Source organism: Bradyrhizobium sp. USDA 4454, assembly GCF_054822705.1.
Genome location: NZ_JBTRCN010000001.1, coordinates 1,394,412 through 1,417,262, shown reverse-complemented (window position 1 = coordinate 1,417,262; position 22,851 = coordinate 1,394,412). Strand labels below are relative to the sequence as shown.

Genomic DNA, 22,851 nt, shown 5'->3' with positions numbered 1-22,851 from the left:
AAAAACCATTGAAAGTCGTGTGGAAGCATTGATTTGACAGAAACTTAAATGCTTGCTCAGGGCTTTGGACACGACCAGTCCGGAGCTGGGTCGGGAATGCGACAGCGCCGCTCGGGTCGTGGCTGGCGGAGAGATAATCTGGATGAAGGAGCTTCAGAAAGTACGGCAATCGTTAGAGAACACCACATGCGGTGGAGCGCGAGGTCACTTCAGCTCGCTCAACGGAACAAAGCCTGTCGGTTTGCCAGGGTCTGCAACCGCATCCTTCAAGACCTTGAAGACTCGCTGATCAATCGGCGGCGATGCCACGAAATCAGCATAAGCCTGCTCCAGCATCGCTTTGCACCGAGCTGTGATTTCAGGCTCTGTGGCACCAGAAAATTGCTCTTTGGCGAAATATTGTCCCATGCGCTTTAGGATGTGAAGGCGCGCGACATTTACAATCCTGGGATCATAATCGACGCCAAGCAACGAAAAGAACTCCTCTGCCGATGCGGCGGTGCTTAACCGGTCCAGGATAGAGGCTGCCGGGAATGAGTTGATCAACGAAAAGTCTCCTCTGGATCAGCTCTCGGACGCAAAGCAAAATACGCTTAGCGCCTGATGATATTGCCGCTGTTCTACCTCGCACAGCAGGATGCGCATCGCCAACGCCCGCCCTGGAACGGCAAATTCGCGATCGAGATCCGCAGGTTCGGCGGGCGGCGACGTCAGCCCGGATGAGGAAGGGGCATGAAGGGCCAAACCGCAATCGGTGCTGACGCTCGTCCGACCGGTGGCCGCGCGGAACGGCAGCCTCCAGAGAAGACGTCGCTTGGCAGTCCGCGGACGGCTCGCTTCTGGGTTGCAGATCACAGCATGAATGCTGGAATAGCCCGCAACAACTGGAGCGCAGATTTGCAACCGGCGAGCTGGCATGCGGAAGTGGGGCATTTTCGCGCCAATCAGTGGTATCGGATAGCTTCCTCGCGACGCCCTTGGTCTCTCGAATAGTCGGCGTAAACGATGCTGAGCACGGCTCTTCACCCGCCTTGGGTAACTGGACATCCGCACACGTCACGCCAAATTGCCGCCACCGTTTGGCGCTCGACCGGCAGCTTGTGGTCGATCGCATGCTTGCGAACTCGCGACAGGATCTGTCTTGCTTGATCGGCGCTGGCGGCGAGCTTGAGTTCATCGAGCAATGCCGTAATCGCCGCAAGTCCGGAATGCTTGCCGATCACAAAGCGGTTGCGGCGGCCAAGCAAAGCCGGATCAAGCGACTGATAGGTACGCTGATCTTTCAAAAGGCCATCGACATGAATACCGGATTCGTGCGTAAATACGTGCTCTCCAACGATGGCCTTATTCAGAGGAATGGCACGCGCGGCCGCGGCTGCCACCAGTGCGGCGACGTTCTCGAGCTCCGGAAGTATGATGCCGGTCTCGCGCCCGTAGAGCTGCTTGAGTGCGACCGCGACTTCCTCAAGCGGCGCGTTTCCGGCCCGCTCGCCTAGCCCGATGACGGTCACCGAAGCGTGGCTCGCGCCAGCTTTGATGGCGGAGAGTGTATTGGCGGTTGCGAGTCCGAGATCGTCGTGACCGTGAAATTCGAGTTCCAAATCGGTCGTCACACGCAGTTTCCTGACGAGCGCGTAGGTTGCGTCGGGATCGAGCACACTGAGCGTATCTGCAATCCGAAAGCGACGCGCGCCCGCGGCCTTTGCGACTGCAATCAGCCGGATCAGAAACTCGACGTTAGCGCGCGAAGCGTCCTCGCCGCCAACAGAGATCTGAAGCCCCTTCTGACGAGCATAGCCGACCAGTCGCCTCACCTGTTCCAGTGCCAGGCCGCGATGACCGCCAAGCTTGGCCGCGATCTGCACATCGGAAGTCGGGATCGACATGTTGATCATGGACACCTGGGCTTTAATCGCCGCGTCGACGTCCGCTTCCCTCATCCGGCACCAGCCTATCGTAGTCAGCGGAAGGTCTGCTTCGACAATGGCGCGGATTGCTGTGATTTCCTCGCTGCCCATCGCGGGCGTTCCCGCCTCGATCTCCGTGACCCCGGCCCGCGCAAGCGCCTGCGCGATCGACAGCTTTTCCTTTGTGGTGAACGCAACACCGGGCGCCTGCTCCCCGTCCCTTAGCGTGGTATCGTTAAGCACGGTCGGCTTTGCGCGTTCTTGATCGGGCCATGAGGGTTCGTTGGTAGAGGCGATCACGCAGGCTGGCTCCTCATCTTTTGACCACGTCTCCTTCAGCAACCCGCATGCCACTGCGCTATCCCCGGCAACCGATTGACAATCTCCGCTCCGTCCTTAACCTTCGTCGCCCAACGAATTATCGAAAGGCGACGGGCTCATGAAATGGACACTTCGCTATTCGCAAGTCTGGTCCCAAGTCTCGCTCGAAAGCTAACTCGATTGCAGCGCGCCGAGATGTGGCGCTTGATCACGGAGCAATTCTAGCCGGCTGCCTTGGATCCATGGTCAGTTGCTGGCATCGATACGGCGTTTGGCCGCACAACCAACCTGCCGGAGTTCGCCAGATCTGGGAGCGCTCTCGTGCCGCAACGTACGAGAACATTTGTGGCAAGTCAGATGGGCCAGTCAGCGGCGACCTCCTGGCGGTCCGCCAGCAACAGAAGGTCGCGCCGGCGCTCCGCCATCCGGCTCTCACCGCTTTCTTCGCCGAAACACAGGTTGAAGTCGTTACATTGCGTGCACACTGGTGTCGTACACATTGCGAGGCCTTCATCCTCGCAAAGCATGCGATAGAAGAAACGCTTCCAACGCATATTGTTGACATTGCGCGCGGCGAGCGGCGCGTAATGACGGCTGAGCAACCGAGAGAGCTCGCCACGATTGCGCAATCCGAGATCTTCCCATAGATGGTCTGGTTCGACGGCTCGTCGTGCGATCATGGCAGCCAGCCAGCGGCCGAGATCTCCTTCCGTCGAGCGGTGCTTTAGCAGAAGATCGCGCACCATTGCGATTTCTTCGTTCTCGTGGCATGTGTACCTCAGGAGCTCATCGGGGAGTCCGATCTCAAGTGAGGAAAAGTACCGTGCGAGCAAAGCCGCGAGTTCATCGCCCGATAGGCCAGCCTTCTCCGGAAGAGCGCCACCATCCATTGTGGCAGCCGCCAGAATAGATGCCAAAGCGTGGCGGTCAAAATGACTGTCACTGGCAATGTCGGCATCCGCAGGAGGCACGCCGGTGAGGAGGCGGTAGACACCAATTCCGCTGCGATTGCTCGCATCAGGCTCACGAGCAACCATGAACGGAAGGAAGTGCGCTTCGGACATGATCTTATGGGTCTCCATAGCGGCCAGGTTTACACGCCGCATCCTGGTCCCGGCCGGCGGCGCTGATCAGAATGCCGGCCTCCCCGGATGGGGGTTGGGGGGAGGCCGGCATCCGTCGCGGGCCTTGACAAGGCCGCGACTCACGACCCTTACGAGGCCGCAAGTTCGGCAGCAGTTTTGCCGATGATGGTTTCGTCGACCGGCTTCATAATGCCATGCTCCATCAGCATGTCCTCGAGCTCGTCCATGGAGATCGGAGTCGGAATGATGCCCTTCCCGCCATTGTTGTGAACCTTGGTAGCGAGATTGCGATAGTGATCGGCCTGTTTCGAGTCCGGCGCATACTCAAGCACTGTCATGCGGCGGAGTTCGGCATGCTGCACCACGTTGTCGCGCGGCACGAAGTAGATCAGCTGCGTGCCTAGCTTCTTGGCCAGTGCCTCCGCCAGTTCCAGCTCCTTGTCCGTCTGTCGTTCATTGCAGACCAGGCCACCCAGCCGCACACCGCCCGAGTTGGCGTATTTCAGGATACCCTTGGAAATGTTGTTGGCGGCATACATGGCCATCATTTCACCGGACATCACGATGTAGATCTCCTGCGCCTTATTTTCACGGATTGGCATCGCAAAGCCACCGCAAACAACGTCGCCGAGCACGTCATAGGATACGTAGTCAATGTTCTCGTAGGCGCCGTTCTCCTCGAGGAAGTTAATTGAAGTGATGACGCCACGACCGGCGCAGCCGACGCCCGGCTCAGGACCACCGGACTCCACGCAGCGGATATCCTTGTAGCCGACCTTCATCACGTCCTCTAGTTCAAGATCCTCCACGCTGCCGGCGCTCGCCGCCAAGCTCAGAATCGTGTCCTGCGCCTTGGCGTGCAGGATCAAGCGAGTCGAGTCCGCCTTAGGATCGCACCCGACAATCAGGATTTTCTGACCCATCTCGGCCAGCGCCGCCAACGTGTTCTGGGAAGTAGTCGACTTGCCGATGCCACCTTTTCCGTAGAACGCGATTTGCCTTAGTGAAGACATGTTGCTCTCCATCAACCGATTTTCCAAACGTTGCGCGCTTCTGATGCGCGACCTTGTTTCTCTCTCAGAAACGGGGCACACGGGTTCAAGGGAAGGAGCACATCGCTCGTCTTACGCGTCGGCGTGCACTCAGCCCTCACTCAGTGTTGCTGCCCGATATTAGCAACCGCCGTGCCAACGCTCATAAGCGCTCCCCAAGTCTTTGATTACATTTGAAAAGCGAGGTGGCCGTGAGTGCGCCCAGCTGTTTTGGAACTATCGGTCAGCGCGGCTGTCAGAAAGCGAACAAGAGCGGCAACGGCTGGCGCGAGAAGCCCGTTTGCATGGGCTATCCAATTCTTCAGCCATGGAAGGGGACTTGGAATGGAACTTGCTATTCCTCTCGTGAACCGGCTCTCTGGGACTTGAGCAGTGCGACAATGTCGGTTGCGATCCAGACTAACCGGACAGCAGATACCAGCAGCGCTTAGCCAACCGACATTGAAGATGATCGGTAAGACCATCGAATGGGCGTAGAACGTAGCAGCCACATGGCAATTCAGCTCGGCCATGCGACATGGGTATGACATGGCGACAGTCATCTTTTATCAAAAGCCCGGCTGCGCGACCAATGCGCGTCAGATTCAAGCGTTCAACGCCGCCGGTCACAACATTATAGCCAAAGATATTTTGACGGAGCCGTGGACTTCGGACGAATTGCGCCGCTTCTTCGGCAATACGCCGGTCGCCTGCTGGTTCAACCAAGCCGCTTCCCGTATCAAATCAGGCGAAGTCAATCCCGACATGATCGACGCCCCACGCGCACTAGCGTTGATGTTAGGTGATCCGCTCCTGATACGCAGACCTCTGATCGACGTCGATGGATCACGATGCGCTGGATTCGATCATGAGCTCGTGCTGTCGCTGCTTGACCGCAAGACCCCAGCTGATCTCGAGGGATGTGCGCGTGACGCAAACGAGACGCGCTGTCCGCAAATGTGAGGCTGGGAAAGAACGCTTTGATGTGACGCACCATGCGAAGAACCACATTTCCTGCTTCCGGCTTGCTTCGCGAGCGCCGATTTTGCCCTCGCCGAGAAGGCCGGCATGGTTGCTCCGTAACACGGATCTATCCATATTGCGCCTTGGGTGTGCGCCCCCAATGCGAGGAGTTGCTGCATCGCTACCTTGATCGTAGATGGCCGAGCGGGACTGGTTGGACCAGCGACTCTGGCCAACAAACAATTTTCTGAAGAGACTGAACTCAGCACAGGCTATGAATCGAACAAGCGATCTGAGCAAAGACAACGACGCTTCGACGGCCGTGTTTCTTATGCAACTCAGCCGTATAATTGCGACGAGCCAGGCACCTTTTTGATCCGCATCAAATCCTCCGCCGCTCGTCCCGTGTGACAGAGTTCTCGCGCGCCTTATCGCGCGACTATTGGAATGGAGAATTCGATGAGAAAAAATACAATCCTGACGACGACGTCGCTCCTCACGCTCGCGATCTCGTTGGCCAGCATCTCGGCACAGGCTGCGGATCTCGGTCCGGCGCCGGTTTACTACAAAGCGCCCCCGATCGAACCGTTCAATCCATGGATGATCCGCCTGCGGGTGCTCGGCGTTCTGCCGGATACCTCAGGCAGTTCAGTCCACGTCGACGGGGTGCCCTCGCTGTCTTCTCCCAACTCTGGGCTGTCGATCAGCGATCAAGCCATACCGGAGCTCGACATCACCTATTTCTTCACAAAGAACATCGCGGCCGAACTCATTCTCGGTGTGACCCGCCATCAGATCAGCGGCACTGGCGCGCTTACTGGACTCGATATCGGCAAAGCCTGGCTATTGCCGCCGACGCTGACCCTGCAATATCACTTTACCGATTTCGGCCCACTTAAGCCTTATATCGGCGCAGGCATCAACTACACCGCATTCTTCAATCACTCGGCGGCCAATACATCGTTCGCCGGCCTTAGCGTGACCGATCTGCGCATCAGCAACCAATTCGGCGCGGCAGTCCAATTCGGCTTCGATTACATGCTTGACCGTCATTGGGGCCTCAACTTCGACGTGAAGAAACTGTGGCTGCGACCGGACTATTCTGCGACCGTAAACAATGCGATTCCCGTCTACGGGCGTGCCAATATCGACCCATGGCTCATCAGCGGCGGCATCGCTTACAAGTTCTAACGTCAGGACAGAATCCAGAGAAGAAGACCAGGTTGATCAATCCGGACGCGGCGAGCCGTCGAGCGCGTCCTTCAACCGCACCGCAGTGCGTCCGCGAGCGAGATGGCGTGTCAAAGACGCGTCGTCTCGCGAAGAAAGTGAGCGCCATCCGCACCTTGGCTTACCCCGTGTCGCGTACAGATCCGACAGCTATCAAAGAAAACGTTCTTGCTTTGTCAGGCGTTGCGACTGCGCCAGTTGCCGATCGGGGCCAAAAATTTTCAAGGCGGTGCGTTGCGCCGTGACAATGACCGTCTGACAAGCGAGTTGACGCTCAAGGTTCAGGCCCCGGGCACGAGCAGCGCTCTAATCTGGGCCCCATTTCACCGAACGTCTCAAAGACGCGCCTTCACGATAAGCTCCATGACGAGCTGCTCGCACGCCCTGACGCCTGAAGGCCGCCCGGTCATCCTGAGCAGACCGACGCGCCGAGGGGACAGCTCATCGACGGAGAAGCTGTCCATGCTCGATTGCCCGGCCAAGCGGCGTGAAGCAAGGCGTCTAGCTGCGCTTTAGCACCATTACGAGGCGGTCGACTCGTTTGCCCTGCTTGAGATGGGATTCCAGGATTTCGTCAACGTCCTCCGGCGTAGTCGCGCGGTACCAGATCCCGTCAGGATATATGACCATCAAGGGACCGGAGTTACAATAGCCGAGGCAGCCAGCCATCGTGAAACCGATATCACTAAGGCCTTGCGCTTCGATCGCCTTGCCCATTCGATCCCACAATGCTTGCGCGCCAGAGGCGCCGCAACTGCCGTGCGGATGGGTAGGTGGACGCTGCGTGTTGCAGGCAAAGACGTGATGCCTATAAATTTGGGGGAGCTCGAATTCGGTTTCTGAATCCATGTGCTTATCCTGTGATCGGTGCGAGCGATCCGAAAGAGACATGGCCCCGGGCTCGCATCGCCCTCACAGTGTCTCTTGCTGTTGAACGCCGCATCGATCGATTGATGTTACGGATTTCGACGCGCGTCCTGGGAACGCAGGCGAAATGAGCTAACGCGACACTAAATTTAATCGCTGACGATCAGCGGCAGATGACGACTCACGTCCGGCACAACCTTCCTGATTCGCTTCAACGTCTTCTCCTATCATCGCAATCTCTTCGCTCCTTCATTGCTCAATGGCCCGGTTGCTCCAAGCAAGTTCCACACCAGATGCACAATCCTCGCGTTTTACGACGATCTCTTGTTCTACCAAGGCGCTCCTCATCGTTGAGGCTCTGGAGTTCCGACAATGTCGTTTCTTCTTCTGTTTTGGACAGAACAATCGTTGGCTTCGCGTTTGACGCTCTCCATTCTTTCTCGGCGTTCGCGCGCGGATATGCGGCAGTTGCGATCGACCGTTTCGGCTGTTTCATGATCACGTCGTAACAAGCTTCGACAGCCCTATGCCGCTTTTCCAGCGGTGAGCGATCGGCTCGTGAAATCCGACGCCCTGCTCAGCCTTGGCGTGATCGGCTAGCTGCATCATCGGCGCGAGCTACCGTATCCGGTCGCCCAACACTGCATGATGCGCTCCAGCGTTGCCGGATTTCTTTACCTCAACAAGATAGCGCCTGTCGCGAAAGACCAGTCAGGAGTGATCGGATCTGCGTTCAAGGTCATTGTTCAGGCTTGCATGGACTTGATCGGCCGCGGCAACACAGCGGTCCCGGATCGCGCCCACAGCCGTGCACGATACCGTCAAGGCGCACTTGCCGCCTTAATGTCGAACAGCGAACACGTGTTGATTCATACATGCGTCCGTAAACCGGCGGCGCCCACTGAGGAGCCGAGCACTATACATTGAGAGGTCGCATTAAGGCGTTTGGCATCGCACTTGCAGCCCAGGCAATAAGCCAGCCATGGCGGACGGCCAACAGCTTCGGACACAGGATCGTCATTGTTCCTCCCAAACGATCCTGTCAGTCTGGGTCTCCCCATTCTCGCAGCCCAGACGGTGTCCTCGGCGGACTTCCAGCCGCCGAGGACATTTTCTTGAACTATTCTATCGGCCGGCAGCAAAAACCATGTCCCGCCTATCAGGTCCATTTGGCGAGTTGACGTAAGAGCAGCCTTTTGTTGTTGCGGCGGAGCTCGCCGGGCGTCTGGCAGCAATGCGCTGGATTGCCGTTTGCTCTGACAAGCTAAGAAAGCGTAATACCCATCTGCACCAGCGCTCAGGAGCGACGATTTCGTCCTGTGATAAAATCCCTCAGACAACTTGAACAACAGCCAAATGATCCACCGCTAATCGGGATGGATCGTGATATCCATTGTTTCTTCGCTGTCCTCGAAGCACTCGGAAGCCCGATCCTGCTCCAGCAGCTTGACGCCGCATAGGCAAACGTCACCTTCGATCACGGCGAGCGCAACCGGCTCAAGCGCTTGTCCTTTGCAAGGACCTTCGATGCACACTCCGGTTTCGATCTCGAACCTTGCACCGTGCCGGCCGCATCGGAGAAAGGAGCGGTCTGCCGAGAAAAACTCGCCGGAGCCGATGTTGAGCCAGACGCCGTCATGCGGACAACGGTTGACATACCCAAGATAGTCGTTGCCGAAGGTGCGCACCACAATAATGGAAAACAGCCGGCTCTCGCCGCTGTCATCGATACGCGACAGGCTAAAGCCCCTGGCGCCACTCCGCTCGATGGCATCGGCCGGACAGATGGCAAAAACCTCGATCTGATCGCGCATTGGGTTCCCGATCATCGCTTGATCATCCCGGCCTCGCGGACTCCTGCTTGAAGGCTTCGATCGTAGTGCGGCTCAGTCGGAAAATGCCACGGCCACGAGCGAGCGGCCGATATGCCGAGCTAGCGCGGGCATTGAGGACTTCAAACCATTGGTTCGGCGTGAGCTTTGCCGGGCGCTCGCTGATCTGGACCACTCTTCCGTTCGGAGCGAAGCGGACGTGAATGATGACTTCTTGTACGTTCATAGTAAACTCTGTTTGACTAACTCGAGACAGCCCAGCCGAAACCGAGGACGGCGTGCTCAGATTCGAGCATCTTGGCGCGTAGGCCTTAAGCCACGGCGTGGGCACGGCACTTTGCGACGATCGAGCATGTTTTCTGCGAGCGCGAGGCTGGAGCATTTCTTCCACAGCATCCCGAACAGTACAGGATGCAGCGGCATGCGGCGTACTCCGCATTTACACGGATCGCTATCTGCCCGCGGAGCATCGCATGACATGCGCTCGGTTGATTTCTCATCTCGCGCGCGCCCAAAGCTCCGATTGCGCTCAATCAGTCCTCCTTTCATGTGGTGCATAACGATCATCTCAGTAGATCGCCGCACCTGCGCCCACGTTGATCGAGGCATCTTTCATGGTGTCCACGATAAACGCGATCTGCTTGTTCGCGAGATGGGTGTGAAATGGCAGCGCTAAAGCGCGATCGGCGACCTTTTCCGTAACCGGGAAATCGCCACGGCGATAACCGAGGTCATAATAGTGGCGTTGCAAATGCAACGGTTGGCTGTAGGCAGCGGATTGAACCTGGGCGGCGCGCAGATCATCGACAATGGCATCGCGACCGGATCGCGTGAAGCGTGTACCCAATTGAACGAGATAAAGCATCCAGTTCACATCCGTCACATCGGGACCGACATAAGGCGGCTTGATGCCCTCAAATGACTGGATATGTACGTTATAGAGCTGCTCGATGAGCCGACGCCGCTCCAGGATTTCATCGAGACGCTTCAGCTGCGCCAGCCCCAAGGCAGCCGTGAGATCGCTCATGCCAGCCTGGTAAGGTGCTGTGCTCGCGACGACAACTGAGAATCGCTCGTCCAGGCGGTGGGCGCGATGGCGGCGCAACCGAACCGCAATATCGATGTCATCCGTCACCACCATTGCGCCTTCACCGCAGCTTAGGGCAACCGGCTGGGCAAAGTCGAACACGGCCAGGTCGCCAAATCGGCCGACGAGCTCCCCCTTGTAACTCGATCCGATCGCCTCGGTGGAATCCTCCAAAAGCAGCAGCCGGTGGCGCTGTGCGACCGTCCGTAGTTCTGCCCATGGCGCAGGATGACCGTTCGGATTGGCGGCGACAATCGCCCGCGTGCTGGCCGTAATCCTCTCCTCGACCTTCGCGGGAACCAATGTTCCCGACCAATAGTCGACGTCGGCAAATACCACCCGTGCGCCTGCAAGACTGATGGCATGCGCTGTTTCGCGAAAGGCGTAGGGCGAGGCGATGACCTCGTGCCCTGCTCCGATCCCGAGCGCCTTCAGTGCAAGCAGGAGCCCAATAGTACCACTCGAGACCGCAACGGCATGTTTGCGGCCCAGATAAGCCGCGAAACCCTGCTCGAACGCCTCAGTGATCCGTCCACTGGAGATCTGCGACGAACACAGCAGGGCTTCCACTGCAGAGAGCTCAGCGACGGTAATATCCGGGTCCGACAGTGGGATGAAGGATACATTATTCTCCAGATTGTGCGCGCCACCGCACGGATGCCCTGCGAGCTCAGTACCGCTCACTGCGCAGCGTCTCTTTTGGCCAATATGATGCCAGTCGCCCGCGCCGGATCGGCCGTAAGCTGCACGCAGTGATCCGATCCATCGAACAGATGGAGATCGAAACGCACAAACTGCCGGAATGGCTGATCCGTCATATCCGACGCATCGCAGCGCACACAAGCAAGCTGCGGAAACCGGCGCCGCAGCTCGACAAACGGCTCCTCCTCGGCCCCGTCGGCCGCAAGCAGCTGCTCGATTTCAATCAATTCCTGCGTAGTGAGCGTCATCGTGGCTCCTCTGAGACCCCTCAAAAGCCGCCCTCATTGCCAGAACAGATGCTCCGGATCCGCGTTCAATTCGTCGATCGCTGAAGTCAGGCGGTGATATAGGCTGTAAAATTCCCAGATCCCTTGGGCGTGGTTCTTGCAAAACACCTTCCAGATTCCGCTCACGCCATCATAGAGAATCAGCGCGACGTCGATTAGAGCGCCGTCCTTGTCAATATTGCGCGAGCAACAGGGGCTCTCGACGAGGTAGCCGCCCTTCACCGGCGTCACCTTCGGCGAGACGTAGAGATAGCGCGTGCGGGAGCTCAAGCTGCGCTCGATCCGCCTGCGATCAAGCTCGTTGGGGTGCGCCACCAGCCCGGTCTTGACCTTCCTCATCAGCCCGGCATTCATCGCAAAAGCCTCCCCTCAAAGAACTGTGATTTCTTCTTCAAGACAGCCGATGAGCAGCCGCTCTCCAAAATCGACAGTATAGATCGGCACGTTCGCCTCGGTATGGATGGCAACCCTGATGATCTCTCCAACCACTCCGGCGCCGAGCAAGACGCCGTCAGGCTTCGCATTGGGAAAAGAGCCGTCGTTGATGATATCGACTGCGGTCTTAACCCGCTGGCCTCGCCGATATTTTGGAAAGCCGGGTTCACTCATGACACGGCGTCTTCCGGCAATGGCAGATCATCGACCTCCTCGATGCCATCCACTGGCTCGAGTTCCTTGCGCTTCATGCCAACGCGGTAGCCGCTTTCCAGAAACTCGACACCGTAGATGTAGAACTGCTGCAGGAATGTGCCGATCGAGATGACGTAACCGATCTCACCCTTCTTGACCAAGATGTCGCCAATCTCCTTGCCACGAAAGGTGCCATCATTCCGGATGGTGCGATTGGCTCGTACCTTTTGGCTAAAACTGAAGACAGGCGGCTCGTCGAGCTCGACGACGTCGCTGTCGCGAACAATACCGCTCATGTAGCGCTCCTCATGCATCGCTCGCTGGCACACATGCCGGGGGTGCCGCCCAGCCCGACCAGGAGACATCTTTCACGATTATGGTCATCCCTCGCCGCACTCAGCCAATTCGTCCACCGCAATGCGGTTCGCCAGTTCGTGTCGACGTGCTGACCAGGATGTCGCTGTAGGGCCGTTCGTGACAGCCGCTCTGCGATATCTAGCCGCGCTCTAGCGTATCTGCCCGTAGCTACGCCAAGTAGGCCAGCAACGGCAGCGCGACGCGGCACGATGTGGCGGAACTGGACGTCCTTGGCACAGACCGACTGATTGCGGAGCTGCGCGGCGAAGTGGCGCACGAGAGTGTCGCCAGCTCCTTGTCGGTCAGCATCGGCATCATTTCCCGGTATGAAACGATCTTCCGGCTTGGACGACGAGGCTTCTATAGCCGTCAGGCATCGACAACAAGACAACGGCATTAGCCTGCGTGGACACGATCGCTCGGACCTCGACGTCTGCGCGCCAAGCGCCGCCGTTGATGAGCGCGGGATTCTGCTGGGAGAACTGCTGGAGACGTTGCCGGCACGATCATTTGCGCAAATAGCCGGACGGCGGCAGTAGCAGCCCTTCTTGCGGGATGGACGGGCGCAGGCACGGTAATTGCAGTGATGCTCCGGGGCGGCGTTGCCAATGTGGTCGATCATCGGATTGGCTGCTCCGCTCAAGGACGTCCGCGAACGATTCGGTACCGATCGTGTCAGTCGGTTCGAGTTCGAACAGCTTGGTGGCGGCCTCGTCCCTTCTTGCAGATTGCCGGCCCATATCGGGAGGCCGGTGAAGTCCTTCAACCTGGAGGGATGCAACCGTGGCATGATGATATCGGCGTGATCAAGAGCAGCATCAGTCACGTAAACCGTCCACCGGTCTTGGCCCGGGACTTCGCCGAACAAAGTACGCGCGATCAGCGCTCCCTGACCGGCAGATAGCGACTTGGCTGCTGCCTCGAAGGTCATCGGCAGCTTCGCTCGCCCGGCCCATTTCGCGATGTTGCGGGTCGGTAAGGCTGATCCCGCCGGGCATGCACGGATCGGCGTGGCCTTGTCAGTCACTTCAACGATAGCCGCGCCGCCTAGAAGCCTACGCTCGGAGTTGAGAGGCGTTTTTGGCGCGCAGCGCCAGATGAAATGCCAGCCGACGCTCCGCTGCCAGCGAGCAAAAGCACGATCGCGAGGACATCCGCAGCAGTCGCCTTCGCGAAGAAATGTGCGAAGGTCGAGACCTGCGGTGTTGACAAAGCGCCGCACGACGTTTGCAACGCTTTCAGCCCCAGCTCTTGGCATGCCGTTCATGGAAGCTCGCGTTCTAGGCTGGCGCCTGATAGCGGGGCAAGGAGTTGTCAATTACGCAGGTATCGTCGACCGGACAGGCCGCGGCGCATTGCGGCTCGTCGAAATGGCCAACGCATTCGGTGCATTTCGTCGCTTCGATGACAAAGCTTCCTCCCTTTTCCGAGATGGCCACGTTTGGGCATAAGGGTTCGCAAGCTGAGCAACTGGTACATTGAGAGGCGATGATCTTGAATGGCATATACCCCCCCTTACGCCGCAGAGATGAGAGCTCCCTGGCGGATCGCGGCGTCGCCCCGCCTCTCATGCTGGACATCACCGCTCTTCACCTTGTCGAGATAGGACCTGAACCAGGCGATCGTCGACTTCTCGATGAACTCATGCGCGTATTGATCAACCGGCTCGATCCCGGCCTTGATCAGGTTGCTTTTTGGGCAGCCGCCGATCTTGGCCACGAACACCGCATGGCAGTCATGGATGCCACGAATGATGGTCGAAAGCCTGTCCTCCTCGCCATAACTGTCCTGGCAGTAGACGTCGACGCGACGGTGACCGATGAATTTGGCGCCGGATGTAGAAAGTTCGTATACTTGGAATTCCTTTGCATGCCCAAAGTGCTCGTTGATGAGTCCCGAGCCCTTGGTTGCGACCGCCACCAGAACCGTGATCGCGCTCGTCTCGGCGGCGAACTGTGTAAGCTCTTGTTGGTGGGCCACGACGCTGGCGGCCCGCTCGTCCTCTACCCTGTCTTGATAAGACTTGCGCGTAGCAAGGTCATATTTGACGTCCATTTTCATGATCTGATCGGTACTAAACTCTGCGCTGCGATCCTCTCCGATCAATCCGACAGCATCAGCGCGGCACTGGCGACAATGGCGCATGATGTTCATCTTCCCTTCACAAGCATCCTGCAGCGTCTTCAATTCCTGCGCCGTCGGCCCGCGTTGACCGTTTAGGCCAAACACTGTGCCGTGCTCAGGCGCGGAGATCAGCGGCATGATATTGTGCAGGAAGGCACCGCGCGCCTTCACCGCCTTGTTGACTTCGACGAGATGCTGATCGTTAATGTGGGGGATCATCACCGAGTTGACCTTGCACAGGATACCCCGTTCGCTAAGCATCTGCAGCCCTTGCAGCTGACGGTCGGTGAGTATCCTCGCCGCTTCGATGCCGATGTAGCGTTTATGGTTGAAGAAGATCCAAGGATAGATCTTGGCGCCGATTTCGGGATCGATCGTGTTGATAGTGATGGTGACGTGGTCGATTTTGGACCTGACGATCGTGTCAACATGGTCCGGCAGAGCCAGTCCATTGGTCGACAGACATAGCTTGATGTCGGGCGCCGCCTTGGCGACCAGTTCGAATGTCTTGAACGTCTTTTCTGGATTGGCGAGAGCATCGCCGGGACCAGCGATGCCGAGCACGGTCATCTGTGGAATGGTGGTCGCGACCACGAGCACTTTTCTCACCGCCTGCTCGGGGGTGAGCTTTTCGCTCACCACGCCCGGGCGAGATTCATTGGCGCAGTCATATTTGCGATTGCAGTAGTTGCACTGGATGTTACAGGCTGGCGCGACCGCCACATGCATGCGGGCGTAATGATGATGCGCTTCTTCGCTGTAGCAGGGATGGTTCTTCACCTTTTCCCAGATTTCGCTCGGCAGATCGCCTTGGCTTGTCTGTGACCCGCAGCCTGCCTGGGCTGTCTTGGCTGCGGTGCGACAGCCCTTATGCTCGGCGGCAGACTGCATCATCGTGCCGTTATCCAGCGCAGCTTTGGCGTATCCGCCGCTCCCCACGACCGCATTCATTCTCTTTCTTCCCCGCAGGCACATTGGCTTCCCAGGACCATCCGTGAGCGAGCCTCAAGACGAGGCGTAGCAACTCACATGCCACGGCGCAGAAGACGACATTTGGCCAGCAGTCATAGCGTTAGGCGGCCCGACCGACGTTGAGACATGTAAGAGCGCCAATAATACGCTTGTTAAGAATGCGACAGATACGTCCTCATCCTCACTCAGAACTCTGCGGGCTGGCGCATCAATTATGGTGCCAAAGCGCGCGCAACACCCGGCTTCATCTGAGCGGGCGTTTCGTGCATCGCGCCATCTCACAACTGGCGATACCAGTTGGGCTATCGAGCTTCACACATCTAACGCGTGAGCAGTATCTCAACCGCGCAAGGGAGCCGAATCGCAAGCGGCGCCAGACCTTGTTCGAGCAGAAAGCGGAACTCGTTGCGCGACAGCGTATCCGGATCGACGATCGCATAGTGGGCGCCACCCGAGCGCTTGATAATCTGCCGCGCATAGCTGCGCAACAGCTGGTCGTTAAAGCGACAGCCGATGAAGAGAAAGGTCCGTCCGCTCCGCCTTTCCTTGATGATGTCCGGAATTGGCGTCTGAATGTCGATCTCGGTCAAGGCCTCGACATAGTCAGCATCGGAGATCAGGAAGTTGTTGGCCGGGTGCACGCTGCCATGCGGCTTATAGAGCACCGTCGCCCAGCTGCCCGGCCACGGCACTGTCGATCTCTTGGCCAGAGGAATCATAGAAGCGATACCAACGATCCTCGCCAATGCCGGCACGGGTAATACCCTGCACTTCACCCCATCCCTCGCGCTTGCCCAGCGCGGCGCGCATCGCCCCATCGTACCATGCATCGACGATGACGGGCGGCGACAGGGACGCGAAATGATGATGTAACGGCGTCGGCTCCGCTGATCGAGCGAAGGCCTGCACCATCAAAGTCGTCAGCGTAAAGCGATGTTTGCTGACCTCGATATGCCGCGCCGACGCCCACGCATTGCCTTTGGTCCGACGAGGCAGCGCAATCTTGCTGGCGAAGAAGTCGGCCAGCGCCTCGGGCGTGGCCGGCACATCGGATCCGGACAGTCCGGTGACGCCAGGACCGAGATAGGGCACCACGCGCGCAGCCCTTAACCCGGCAGCGATGTCGACGAGAATGGTCTTGGCATCGGCTGCATCGACAAAGTCGATCCGCCGAGGCCCCTTCACGGACCCTCTCCGTCCGCGCCTCGTTTTTTGGCGTCGATTGTGATTGGCAATTTTGTATCGCTCGCCATTTTGGGCAAATCGAGTACCCAGCCATTGGCTATTTTGATCCACCCGCCCCAGAGCGTCTCAAATTCGGACTCGACGATCGGCTCTTCGAGATCTTTCTTTGGTACGTAGATCGACAGGCCTGCCTCTGGAGACCGGCGGGATCATGATTTTCACATTCAACTCCTTGACTGAGTGCTATGGCTGGCCAAGCGGGCCGACTCCCGCGAAGTGGCGCGCAGGCGAGCCACGATGTCAGACACGGCGTACACGACCTCGTCGACCTCCGCGAATGAGGTTTCTCGCGATAGCGAGAAGCGCACCGCACCGCGCATGCTCCACGCCGGCACCTGCATGGCCTGCAAGACATGCGATGGCTCCATTGAGCCCGCATTGCAGGCTGATCCGAGCGACACGGCAATGCCGGCCCGATTGAGATGGTGGGCGATTGCTTCGCCTTCGAGATGGTCGAAGGCAATATTGGTCGTGTTCGCTAAACGGTTGCTGATATCGCCGAGCGGAATGCACTCGCCAATGTGTAGTATTCCCTGCTCCAGACGGTCGCGCAACGCGGCAATGCGCACGCGCTCCGGTTCGAGCCGTTCCGCCGCAAGCTCTGCAGCCTTTCCAAGTCCAACGATTGCGGGAATATTCTCCGTTCCGCCGCGGCGCCGCCGTTCCTGTGATCCGCCCCAGATGAGTGGCCGGAACTTTGTCCCCTTGCGCAAATATAGCGCGCCGATGCCTTTGGGCCCATGCAGTTTGTGTGCGGATAGCGACAGCATGTCGATCGCGCTGTCCTTGAGGTCTACGCGCGTCTTGCCGACGACCTGGACCGCATCGGTGTGAAATAACGCGCCTGCCTCATGGGTCAACCCTGCAAGAAACTCGACGGGAAATATCGTACCGGTCTCGTTGTTGGCCCACATAACGGAGACAATCGCTGTCCGTGGCCCAAGTGCGCTGCGAAACGCCTCGATATCAAGCCGGCCGCGGGAATCTACCGGTACGACGTGCGTCTTGACTCCTCTTGTCGCCAATTGCTCGGTTAGCGCAAGAACGGCAGAGTGCTCGACCGAGGTGGTAACGATTTCGTCGCGACTTTCCTCGGTCTCAAGTGCGGAGAGAATCGCGGCATTGTTGGCCTCGGTCCCTCCCGAGGTGAAAACGATCTCATGATCGTAAGCGCAGCCTAGCAACCCCCGTAAGCTACGCCGAGCCTGCTTCAAGGCGACTGCAACCTCGCCGCCAAAGGCATGCGTGGATGAGGCGTTGCCAAATTGCTCGGTAAAGAACGGCAACATGGCTTGCACAACAGATGGATCGGTCCGCGTCGTTGCATTATTGTCGAGGTAAATTGGCACTTGAATTCCGCTTAATCCAGTATCTCGCCGACAGCCGCAACCGGGACGAGACGAACGCATTCGCCGATTTTTTCGACCAGCCTCGTCCGAATGCGGTCCACCGTCAGTCTAGGACGCTTACGGAACGCGGATGCGCCATACAGACTGCCGATGGTGCTGTGGTTATTGGTCCCGATGAGCCGACAGTTGCTACGATCGCCATGCAGATGCACTTTGCATCTGTCCGATTGCGTCGCGAATGCAACGCTCTCTTGCAGCGATCGAGGATTGCCATAATTGTTCCGGTTCCGCCAACATGCAGCGATGTTCCTCTTCGTCAGCTGAACGATTTTCCGCAGGAGCAGCTCACGGTAGCGTTCGGGTTTTGAAAGGTGAAACCGGAGCGATCCGGCGCCAAGACGAAATCAATGGTCGTGCCGATCAGATGCTCATGGCTCTTGCTGTCGACAAATACCTTCAGACCGCCGCATTCGATCACGGTGTCACCGAGCGTCGGCGCCTCGGCCAAGCCCATATTGTATTTGAACCCATTGCAGCCGCCTGCTTCGACCATAATGCGCAGGCCGCCGGTCGGGTGCATCGATGATGCCATCGCGCCTCTGATTGCACTCACCGCGCTATCTGTCAGGTTGATCATGGTCTACCTCTCAAGAGCTTAGTCTGCCTGACAATGGCAAGTCATGTGCCACCGTGCACAAGCTTGATCCCGCGTATTTTTTTTGATCGTATCTGTTGGCTTCAGCACCGGTGTCGAGTTCATGACAACGCTGCCTGGGACGATCGCCTCTCGCATACGCGTTTTATTTCGCGGCACGGCTGGATCGTTACAGAGGCGGCGGCAAGCATTTTGCATCGCGGCTGGCATCGGCCAGCGCGCCGGTGGAAAGCTCAAATCGAGGACGAATTTAATGACTGCAATCGAGAACACCGCACTCGGTCGACTTGAAAAGGAGGGCCGCCTGCTCAATGCTGTACTCAAGGGTGGGACGACCAAGCCGGGGCGGTTTGGCTTTCGCGGCGACATCGCACTAAAATTTCAGACTCAAGTCGCGGACGAGAAGCGGCCGCCGGATTATTCGATCGAACAGGTTCTGACGGTCGCGCAGGACGGAGAAGGCACTATTCCGGTGCTGGCCGGCTACCTGCACTCCTTCGCCTATCTTGCTGACGTCGCGGCCGTGCTTGATGGTGCCTTAAGCCCACAGGGCAGTTATTTCTTGTTCTGTAACAACATAGATTTGCTGGCGAAATACCAGACGAAGCTCGGTGGCATTACCTTCCACGTCCTGCCGTGCGATGAGTCCACCGTTTGGAAGGAAATGATGGACCTGGTCGGGCTCAACAAGGACGACCTCAAGAAGCTTGATGCAGGCGGTAAGCTTGACTACCTCCTCGAGGCGGCAAAGAAACTCGATCTGTCCTACGACGAGATTTCATACGAAGACGGGCTAAAAAGGATGGAGCCAGTAAAAAACCGCAACGAGAACCGGCCGGTCTGAGCGCGGACGTCATTCGTTCCGGGACGCATCGTCTTCGACAAGACGCACGCCGATGACGCAGATTATCACCCTACAGAACTGTCGAGGCGATCGGCGTGAGCGTTCTGTCCTTACACGAACCACCGACGCACAGCCCGGTTGCGAGCTCGAAGTGGATCAGTGCTTGCCGCACATCAGCCGAACGCCGTATCGGTCGAGGAACTCGTTCCGTTCCCAGTCTAAAGCAACGCTATTGTGCGGGCATCTATTGACATAGCCAAGCACCTTCTTGCCCCAGCGTACCACAACGATGGACCACGGCCGGCGATTGCTGTCATGATCGAGGACCAAAAGGTGGAATCCCATGGCCTTGTGGCTCGGAATATCGTTAAAGCCACAAATCGCGCAAATAGCATCTGGCTGTATTTACTGCTCGTCTACCGCAAGGGCTCTGCACTGTTGCTGTGCCTCGAGCTGCAAGAACCGTCGGAGCGCTGCTCGGCGTTCGCGCAGCTTTAGTGGTGCCGTACAACTTGTCCGGCTAGCAGAACCGCAAGCGCGTACGCAACTCATTGCTCCTGTTGTAGCGGTCCATTCCGCCTCCCAGCGTACGCGCATTGGCGCGCCCGGGCGTCTCTATGAAACTGATGTTCTATTGCAGCGATAATTTCGCCCATGCGCTGGAGAGCCCGACAAGACGCTCGATCGTACGCTGGAACGCCCGTTTGGTCGCACCCGATGGCACACCTCGTGTTAGTCGTCGCAAAACGATCTTCACGACCGCCAACTACGCAACTCGTTGAGTGATACCAGGTTCAACGAAAGTACTGACATCGTGAGCGCAATCGGTTCTCGCATTTTCCTCAGATTGCCGCTCAAAAGCCGGATTAAAGCAGGTCCTCACCCAAACTGGCACCAAGGTCCTGCTGGCTCGGCGCCGCAGGCCCTCCGGCACGCATGACACAAGGCCGGCCCCGCTCCACCAACCAACTCACGAACTGGTATTTGGCAAGCATAAGGGAGCGCGACGTGGCGCGCGCTCCCTTCAAGGCTACGACTTCCGCTCGTGCGTCAGCAATGGCGAAAAACCGATCAGTCCCGCCACGCTCCGATCATTCCGAATCGTCTTCAACAGCCATTCGTCGAAGTTCGCGCTCCAAGTAAAACGAAGGATCATCGTCAGATGAGTCCGTCTCAACGCTCTCTTGACTACCGCTGCGGGCCTCTTCGACCTTGGAAAGATACTTTGTAGGCTTGCCTACTCGCTGCCACTCGTCGTTCTCGTTCTTTGTCCACACGTCGGGATGCTGGTGAGGGTCGAGCACCCAGTGATTCTGGGCCACGTGAACAAAACCCATTTCAGCGAGACGGGGCTCCATCCCCGGTCGGGCAGGACGTGACAAGACCAGTGGATGATCACCGTCCAATCGCAATTGATGCTCGAGCAGGATATCGCCTGCGTTTTCGACAAGCGGGTGAGTAACGCGTAGATCTACTACGGACGTGATATCGTTACGCCCGAACTGTTCTCGAAACCGATCTCCCTTGATCCGGACCGGGCCACCCACTGCTAGCAGGCCGACACTTTCGTTACCCAGCTGATAGCTGAAGAACCGCGTGGGGCTATTCGGGTCATGGTAAGTGTTGGCATAGGCTCCAGCGACAGTTGCAGCCCACTCAGCTTTCCTCGAGACAAACTGAGAGTACTCTTGTGGTTTGTCGGCGATGTCCATGATATCGCGACGCAAGTATCTCTCCACGAGATCCATGAATTCGTCTTGTTCGTGGATTTTGATAATGGGAGGATCGGAATTCAGAGAGTATGACGCCGCTGCCCCCGACGACGACCCACCTCGTTCCATGCGGCCAACTGTTTCCGCGAAACGGGGGCTATCTCCCGCCTCGTTCGAATCATCGGCCTGATAAGCGCTTGTGGACTGGCTGGATGAGCCAACGGTTCTGCCATACATCAGATCGCTCTCCTATCGGCGAATTGCACGCAATCGAGCTCGTGCCGCGCAAGCTCCGCCGATGAGGATACAGAATCTAGCTGACCACAACCTGACCGCAGCACCGGCCCACTCCGGGGCCGGCAAGCCGCCTCCCCGGAAGAAGGGCAGCGACTCGGCAACCGTAGGGCCCGCCCAATAGGCGAACCACGCGCCCCTTGTCGCGGACGGACAATCAAGACTTGGCGCTCCACATTGCTGCGCTCGACCAGCACGAAAACAGCCGGTCAACTATTTTGGAATTGATCTTGGTCTCGGACATTCGAGCACGCCGCCTGATCGGCACGCGAGCTCACCTGATCACGTGCGCGTCACCTCCCCCTGGCCCACGTGGCGCATTGAGTGCATGTATCTTCTCTCTGCTGCCGGACGAAGCGGCCTCCGCTCAGGCGACTTCAGCTCCGGCTGAGGCGTGGATCTGGCAATTGGCCGGGCACACCCTGGCGCAGGCGCCGCAACCGATGCAGGCGCCCTCATCGTTCAGAACCATGATCTTCTTTTCGATCTCATCGTCCGCGTCATCGTCTAGATCGACAAGCTCACCCTCTTCGCTGATTCCTTTCAAAGTCATGACATCTCGACCGCACACTTTGAAACAACGGCCACAACCGATGCACTTCTTGTCATCGATCGATATCAAGTATTCCGGTATCCACTCGCGGCCATCGCGCGCTGCAAATGACATAATTCAGCCCCTCTGGTTATTTTCCAGCGCCTTCAAATCATGACTCTTGCGCTCGAGTTCGGCATAAGCATCGTACGCCTTCTGCGCCACCGTCATGATCGAGCCCCAGTTGGCAGGTAATTCTTCCGACAGGTCGTGCAAATCCATTTTGGCTTGCAGCGCTTTGCCTGACAGCTTCTTCAGTTCTGCTTTCAATGCATCACGATCGCTCATGAGCGCCCTCAATAGTTCGCCACGTCCGGAAATCTGCGAACCATCTCGACTCCGTCGTTGACATATTTGTCGCCTTCCTCTGCCAGCTTTACGAGATTAGCGAAGCCGAAACGATGCACATCGCGTAGCTGCTTGTTCACGGCGATCAGGCGGCCTGCGATCAATACCACGCGGCCGAAGCCTTCATGATGCAGCTTCATAATGGGCTGGATCATCACGCCGGTGACCCTCTCGATCGAGAGCGCGACCGCGTCGAAGAATAATTCAAGCCGCCACAGCGTGTCGGGATCGGGATCGCCGACAATCGGTAGTGAGCGCCGCTTCTCCTTATCCAAGATATAGGGTTCGAGCAGGTCGAGATCGCTCTTCTTCGTCCAGGCGCCGTTGGCATCCTGAGCACGCCAAATCTTGATCAACTCCATGAGGAACGGTGTGTCGATGCCGCTACTCTGTCGCATTATTTCTTCGGTCATCTCA

Annotated in this window: 24 protein-coding genes and 2 pseudogenes; 4 read left to right on the top strand and 22 right to left on the bottom strand. The window is 57.9% G+C overall.

The annotated features are described in order from the left end of the window. Positions 1 to 204: 204 nt before the first annotated feature. From nifW to nifH, 4 genes are all read right to left on the bottom strand, one after another. Entirely contained in the window at positions 205 to 546 is a 342-nt protein-coding gene (gene nifW, locus ACVIW0_RS06615; protein ID WP_461351592.1) for a nitrogenase stabilizing/protective protein NifW, read from the bottom strand. Positions 547 to 1,022: 476 nt separating this feature from the next. Next, on the bottom strand, positions 1,023 to 2,207 hold the full coding sequence (gene nifV, locus ACVIW0_RS06610) for a homocitrate synthase (protein ID WP_461351591.1): 1,185 nt from the start codon (positions 2,205 to 2,207) through the stop codon (positions 1,023 to 1,025). 374 nt (positions 2,208 to 2,581) lie between these two features. After that, positions 2,582 to 3,292 (bottom strand): nitrogen fixation protein NifQ, encoded by a 711-nt coding sequence (locus tag ACVIW0_RS06605; RefSeq protein ID WP_461351590.1) that lies wholly within the window; start codon positions 3,290 to 3,292, stop codon positions 2,582 to 2,584. A 149-nt stretch (positions 3,293 to 3,441) separates the two neighbouring features. Beyond that, positions 3,442 to 4,326: a nitrogenase iron protein gene (gene nifH, locus ACVIW0_RS06600; protein ID WP_229157553.1), complete on the bottom strand. Its 885-nt coding sequence runs from the start codon at positions 4,324 to 4,326 to the stop codon at positions 3,442 to 3,444. A 567-nt stretch (positions 4,327 to 4,893) separates the two neighbouring features. On the opposite strand from nifH, the gene ACVIW0_RS06595 reads away from it, so the two are divergent. Both ACVIW0_RS06595 and ACVIW0_RS06590 read left to right on the top strand, forming a co-directional pair. Beyond that, positions 4,894 to 5,307: an ArsC/Spx/MgsR family protein gene (locus ACVIW0_RS06595; RefSeq protein WP_461351589.1), complete on the top strand. Its 414-nt coding sequence runs from the start codon at positions 4,894 to 4,896 to the stop codon at positions 5,305 to 5,307. Positions 5,308 to 5,766: 459 nt separating this feature from the next. Further along, the gene (locus ACVIW0_RS06590) at positions 5,767 to 6,498 is read left to right on the top strand and encodes an OmpW/AlkL family protein (protein WP_461351588.1); all 732 of its coding nucleotides are present in this window, start codon (positions 5,767 to 5,769) and stop codon (positions 6,496 to 6,498) included. 540 nt (positions 6,499 to 7,038) lie between these two features. On the opposite strand, the gene ACVIW0_RS06585 is transcribed toward ACVIW0_RS06590, so the two are convergent. From ACVIW0_RS06585 to ACVIW0_RS06525, 13 genes and pseudogenes are all read right to left on the bottom strand, one after another. Then, the gene (locus ACVIW0_RS06585; RefSeq protein WP_461351587.1) at positions 7,039 to 7,386 is read right to left on the bottom strand and encodes a (2Fe-2S) ferredoxin domain-containing protein; all 348 of its coding nucleotides are present in this window, start codon (positions 7,384 to 7,386) and stop codon (positions 7,039 to 7,041) included. Positions 7,387 to 8,771: 1,385 nt separating this feature from the next. Then, complete coding sequence (locus ACVIW0_RS06580; RefSeq protein ID WP_461351586.1) at positions 8,772 to 9,218, bottom strand: Rieske (2Fe-2S) protein; 447 nt, start codon at positions 9,216 to 9,218, stop codon at positions 8,772 to 8,774. A 586-nt stretch (positions 9,219 to 9,804) separates the two neighbouring features. Beyond that, a complete protein-coding gene (locus ACVIW0_RS06575; RefSeq protein ID WP_461357263.1) occupies positions 9,805 to 10,959 on the bottom strand; it encodes a DegT/DnrJ/EryC1/StrS family aminotransferase in 1,155 nt (384 codons plus the stop codon). A gap of 44 nt (positions 10,960 to 11,003) precedes the next feature. After that, positions 11,004 to 11,273 (bottom strand): hypothetical protein, encoded by a 270-nt coding sequence (locus ACVIW0_RS06570; RefSeq protein WP_461351585.1) that lies wholly within the window; start codon positions 11,271 to 11,273, stop codon positions 11,004 to 11,006. 33 nt (positions 11,274 to 11,306) lie between these two features. Further along, on the bottom strand, positions 11,307 to 11,666 hold the full coding sequence (locus tag ACVIW0_RS06565; protein WP_461351584.1) for a DUF3024 domain-containing protein: 360 nt from the start codon (positions 11,664 to 11,666) through the stop codon (positions 11,307 to 11,309). Positions 11,667 to 11,681: 15 nt separating this feature from the next. Next, on the bottom strand, positions 11,682 to 11,921 hold the full coding sequence (locus ACVIW0_RS06560; protein WP_456709096.1) for a nitrogen fixation protein NifZ: 240 nt from the start codon (positions 11,919 to 11,921) through the stop codon (positions 11,682 to 11,684). After that, the gene (locus ACVIW0_RS06555; protein ID WP_461351583.1) at positions 11,918 to 12,238 is read right to left on the bottom strand and encodes a nitrogen fixation protein NifZ; all 321 of its coding nucleotides are present in this window, start codon (positions 12,236 to 12,238) and stop codon (positions 11,918 to 11,920) included. Before ACVIW0_RS06555 ends, ACVIW0_RS06560 begins: the two co-directional genes overlap by 4 nt. Positions 12,239 to 13,579: 1,341 nt before the next feature. Then, on the bottom strand, positions 13,580 to 13,804 hold the full coding sequence (locus tag ACVIW0_RS06550; RefSeq protein WP_461345087.1) for a 4Fe-4S binding protein: 225 nt from the start codon (positions 13,802 to 13,804) through the stop codon (positions 13,580 to 13,582). Between the two features lie 10 nt (positions 13,805 to 13,814). Next, on the bottom strand, positions 13,815 to 15,374 hold the full coding sequence (gene nifB / locus ACVIW0_RS06545; RefSeq protein ID WP_461351582.1) for a nitrogenase cofactor biosynthesis protein NifB: 1,560 nt from the start codon (positions 15,372 to 15,374) through the stop codon (positions 13,815 to 13,817). A 341-nt stretch (positions 15,375 to 15,715) separates the two neighbouring features. Further along, positions 15,716 to 16,580 (bottom strand): annotated as a pseudogene (locus ACVIW0_RS06540) (SIR2 family NAD-dependent protein deacylase). Beyond that, positions 16,577 to 16,765: a putative nitrogen fixation protein NifT gene (nifT, locus tag ACVIW0_RS06535; protein ID WP_461357262.1), complete on the bottom strand. Its 189-nt coding sequence runs from the start codon at positions 16,763 to 16,765 to the stop codon at positions 16,577 to 16,579. Before nifT ends, ACVIW0_RS06540 begins: the two are co-directional and overlap by 4 nt. A gap of 39 nt (positions 16,766 to 16,804) precedes the next feature. Continuing rightward, positions 16,805 to 18,049: a cysteine desulfurase NifS gene (gene nifS / locus ACVIW0_RS06530; protein ID WP_461351581.1), complete on the bottom strand. Its 1,245-nt coding sequence runs from the start codon at positions 18,047 to 18,049 to the stop codon at positions 16,805 to 16,807. Positions 18,050 to 18,305: 256 nt separating this feature from the next. Next, a complete protein-coding gene (locus tag ACVIW0_RS06525) occupies positions 18,306 to 18,626 on the bottom strand; it encodes a HesB/IscA family protein (RefSeq protein WP_461351580.1) in 321 nt (106 codons plus the stop codon). A gap of 271 nt (positions 18,627 to 18,897) precedes the next feature. On the opposite strand from ACVIW0_RS06525, the gene ACVIW0_RS06520 reads away from it, so the two are divergent. Beyond that, entirely contained in the window at positions 18,898 to 19,488 is a 591-nt protein-coding gene (locus tag ACVIW0_RS06520; RefSeq protein ID WP_461357261.1) for a hypothetical protein, read from the top strand. 9 nt (positions 19,489 to 19,497) lie between these two features. On the opposite strand, the pseudogene ACVIW0_RS06515 reads toward ACVIW0_RS06520, so the two are convergent. After that, positions 19,498 to 19,833: pseudogene (locus ACVIW0_RS06515) on the bottom strand (Rieske (2Fe-2S) protein). Between ACVIW0_RS06515 and ACVIW0_RS06510 the strand changes: the two are divergent. Then, on the top strand, positions 19,804 to 19,986 hold the full coding sequence (locus ACVIW0_RS06510) for a hypothetical protein (RefSeq protein ID WP_461357554.1): 183 nt from the start codon (positions 19,804 to 19,806) through the stop codon (positions 19,984 to 19,986). The pseudogene ACVIW0_RS06515 and the gene ACVIW0_RS06510 overlap by 30 nt on opposite strands. Before the next feature lie 593 nt (positions 19,987 to 20,579). Here ACVIW0_RS06510 and ACVIW0_RS06505 read toward each other — a convergent pair. The 4 genes from ACVIW0_RS06505 to ACVIW0_RS06490 all read right to left on the bottom strand — a co-directional run bounded on the left by ACVIW0_RS06505 (position 20,580) and on the right by ACVIW0_RS06490 (position 22,847). Further along, positions 20,580 to 21,437 carry a host specificity protein gene (locus tag ACVIW0_RS06505; RefSeq protein ID WP_461351579.1) on the bottom strand — a complete coding sequence of 286 codons (858 nt, stop codon included), beginning with the start codon at positions 21,435 to 21,437 and terminating at the stop codon, positions 20,580 to 20,582. Between the two features lie 424 nt (positions 21,438 to 21,861). Then, on the bottom strand, positions 21,862 to 22,161 hold the full coding sequence (gene fdxB, locus ACVIW0_RS06500) for a ferredoxin III, nif-specific (protein ID WP_461351578.1): 300 nt from the start codon (positions 22,159 to 22,161) through the stop codon (positions 21,862 to 21,864). Between the two features lie 3 nt (positions 22,162 to 22,164). After that, positions 22,165 to 22,374, bottom strand: a complete 210-nt coding sequence (locus tag ACVIW0_RS06495) for a CCE_0567 family metalloprotein (RefSeq protein ID WP_461351577.1) — start codon at positions 22,372 to 22,374, stop codon at positions 22,165 to 22,167. Between the two features lie 8 nt (positions 22,375 to 22,382). Then, entirely contained in the window at positions 22,383 to 22,847 is a 465-nt protein-coding gene (locus ACVIW0_RS06490; protein WP_461351576.1) for a NifX-associated nitrogen fixation protein, read from the bottom strand. Positions 22,848 to 22,851 lie beyond the last annotated feature (4 nt).

What these genes read in the sequence shown, in the direction of transcription:
- ACVIW0_RS06560 (WP_456709096.1), bottom strand. Translation starts at nt 11,921, where the DNA reads ATGAGTGAACCCGGCTTTCCAAAATATCGGCGAGGCCAGCGGGTTAAG.
- ACVIW0_RS06605 (WP_461351590.1), bottom strand. Translation starts at nt 3,292, where the DNA reads ATGTCCGAAGCGCACTTCCTTCCGTTCATGGTTGCTCGTGAGCCTGAT.
- ACVIW0_RS06550 (WP_461345087.1), bottom strand. Translation starts at nt 13,804, where the DNA reads ATGCCATTCAAGATCATCGCCTCTCAATGTACCAGTTGCTCAGCTTGC.
- ACVIW0_RS06595 (WP_461351589.1), top strand. Translation starts at nt 4,894, where the DNA reads ATGGCGACAGTCATCTTTTATCAAAAGCCCGGCTGCGCGACCAATGCG.
- ACVIW0_RS06580 (WP_461351586.1), bottom strand. Translation starts at nt 9,218, where the DNA reads ATGCGCGATCAGATCGAGGTTTTTGCCATCTGTCCGGCCGATGCCATC.
- fdxB (WP_461351578.1), bottom strand. Translation starts at nt 22,161, where the DNA reads ATGTCATTTGCAGCGCGCGATGGCCGCGAGTGGATACCGGAATACTTG.
- ACVIW0_RS06495 (WP_461351577.1), bottom strand. Translation starts at nt 22,374, where the DNA reads ATGAGCGATCGTGATGCATTGAAAGCAGAACTGAAGAAGCTGTCAGGC.
- ACVIW0_RS06585 (WP_461351587.1), bottom strand. Translation starts at nt 7,386, where the DNA reads ATGGATTCAGAAACCGAATTCGAGCTCCCCCAAATTTATAGGCATCAC.
- ACVIW0_RS06505 (WP_461351579.1), bottom strand. Translation starts at nt 21,437, where the DNA reads ATGTATGGCAGAACCGTTGGCTCATCCAGCCAGTCCACAAGCGCTTAT.
- ACVIW0_RS06565 (WP_461351584.1), bottom strand. Translation starts at nt 11,666, where the DNA reads ATGAATGCCGGGCTGATGAGGAAGGTCAAGACCGGGCTGGTGGCGCAC.
- ACVIW0_RS06590 (WP_461351588.1), top strand. Translation starts at nt 5,767, where the DNA reads ATGAGAAAAAATACAATCCTGACGACGACGTCGCTCCTCACGCTCGCG.
- ACVIW0_RS06520 (WP_461357261.1), top strand. Translation starts at nt 18,898, where the DNA reads ATGACTGCAATCGAGAACACCGCACTCGGTCGACTTGAAAAGGAGGGC.
- nifB (WP_461351582.1), bottom strand. Translation starts at nt 15,374, where the DNA reads ATGAATGCGGTCGTGGGGAGCGGCGGATACGCCAAAGCTGCGCTGGAT.
- ACVIW0_RS06510 (WP_461357554.1), top strand. Translation starts at nt 19,804, where the DNA reads ATGATCGAGGACCAAAAGGTGGAATCCCATGGCCTTGTGGCTCGGAAT.
- nifH (WP_229157553.1), bottom strand. Translation starts at nt 4,326, where the DNA reads ATGTCTTCACTAAGGCAAATCGCGTTCTACGGAAAAGGTGGCATCGGC.
- ACVIW0_RS06525 (WP_461351580.1), bottom strand. Translation starts at nt 18,626, where the DNA reads ATGATCAACCTGACAGATAGCGCGGTGAGTGCAATCAGAGGCGCGATG.
- ACVIW0_RS06490 (WP_461351576.1), bottom strand. Translation starts at nt 22,847, where the DNA reads ATGACCGAAGAAATAATGCGACAGAGTAGCGGCATCGACACACCGTTC.
- ACVIW0_RS06570 (WP_461351585.1), bottom strand. Translation starts at nt 11,273, where the DNA reads ATGACGCTCACTACGCAGGAATTGATTGAAATCGAGCAGCTGCTTGCG.
- nifS (WP_461351581.1), bottom strand. Translation starts at nt 18,049, where the DNA reads ATGCGTTCGTCTCGTCCCGGTTGCGGCTGTCGGCGAGATACTGGATTA.
- ACVIW0_RS06555 (WP_461351583.1), bottom strand. Translation starts at nt 12,238, where the DNA reads ATGAGCGGTATTGTTCGCGACAGCGACGTCGTCGAGCTCGACGAGCCG.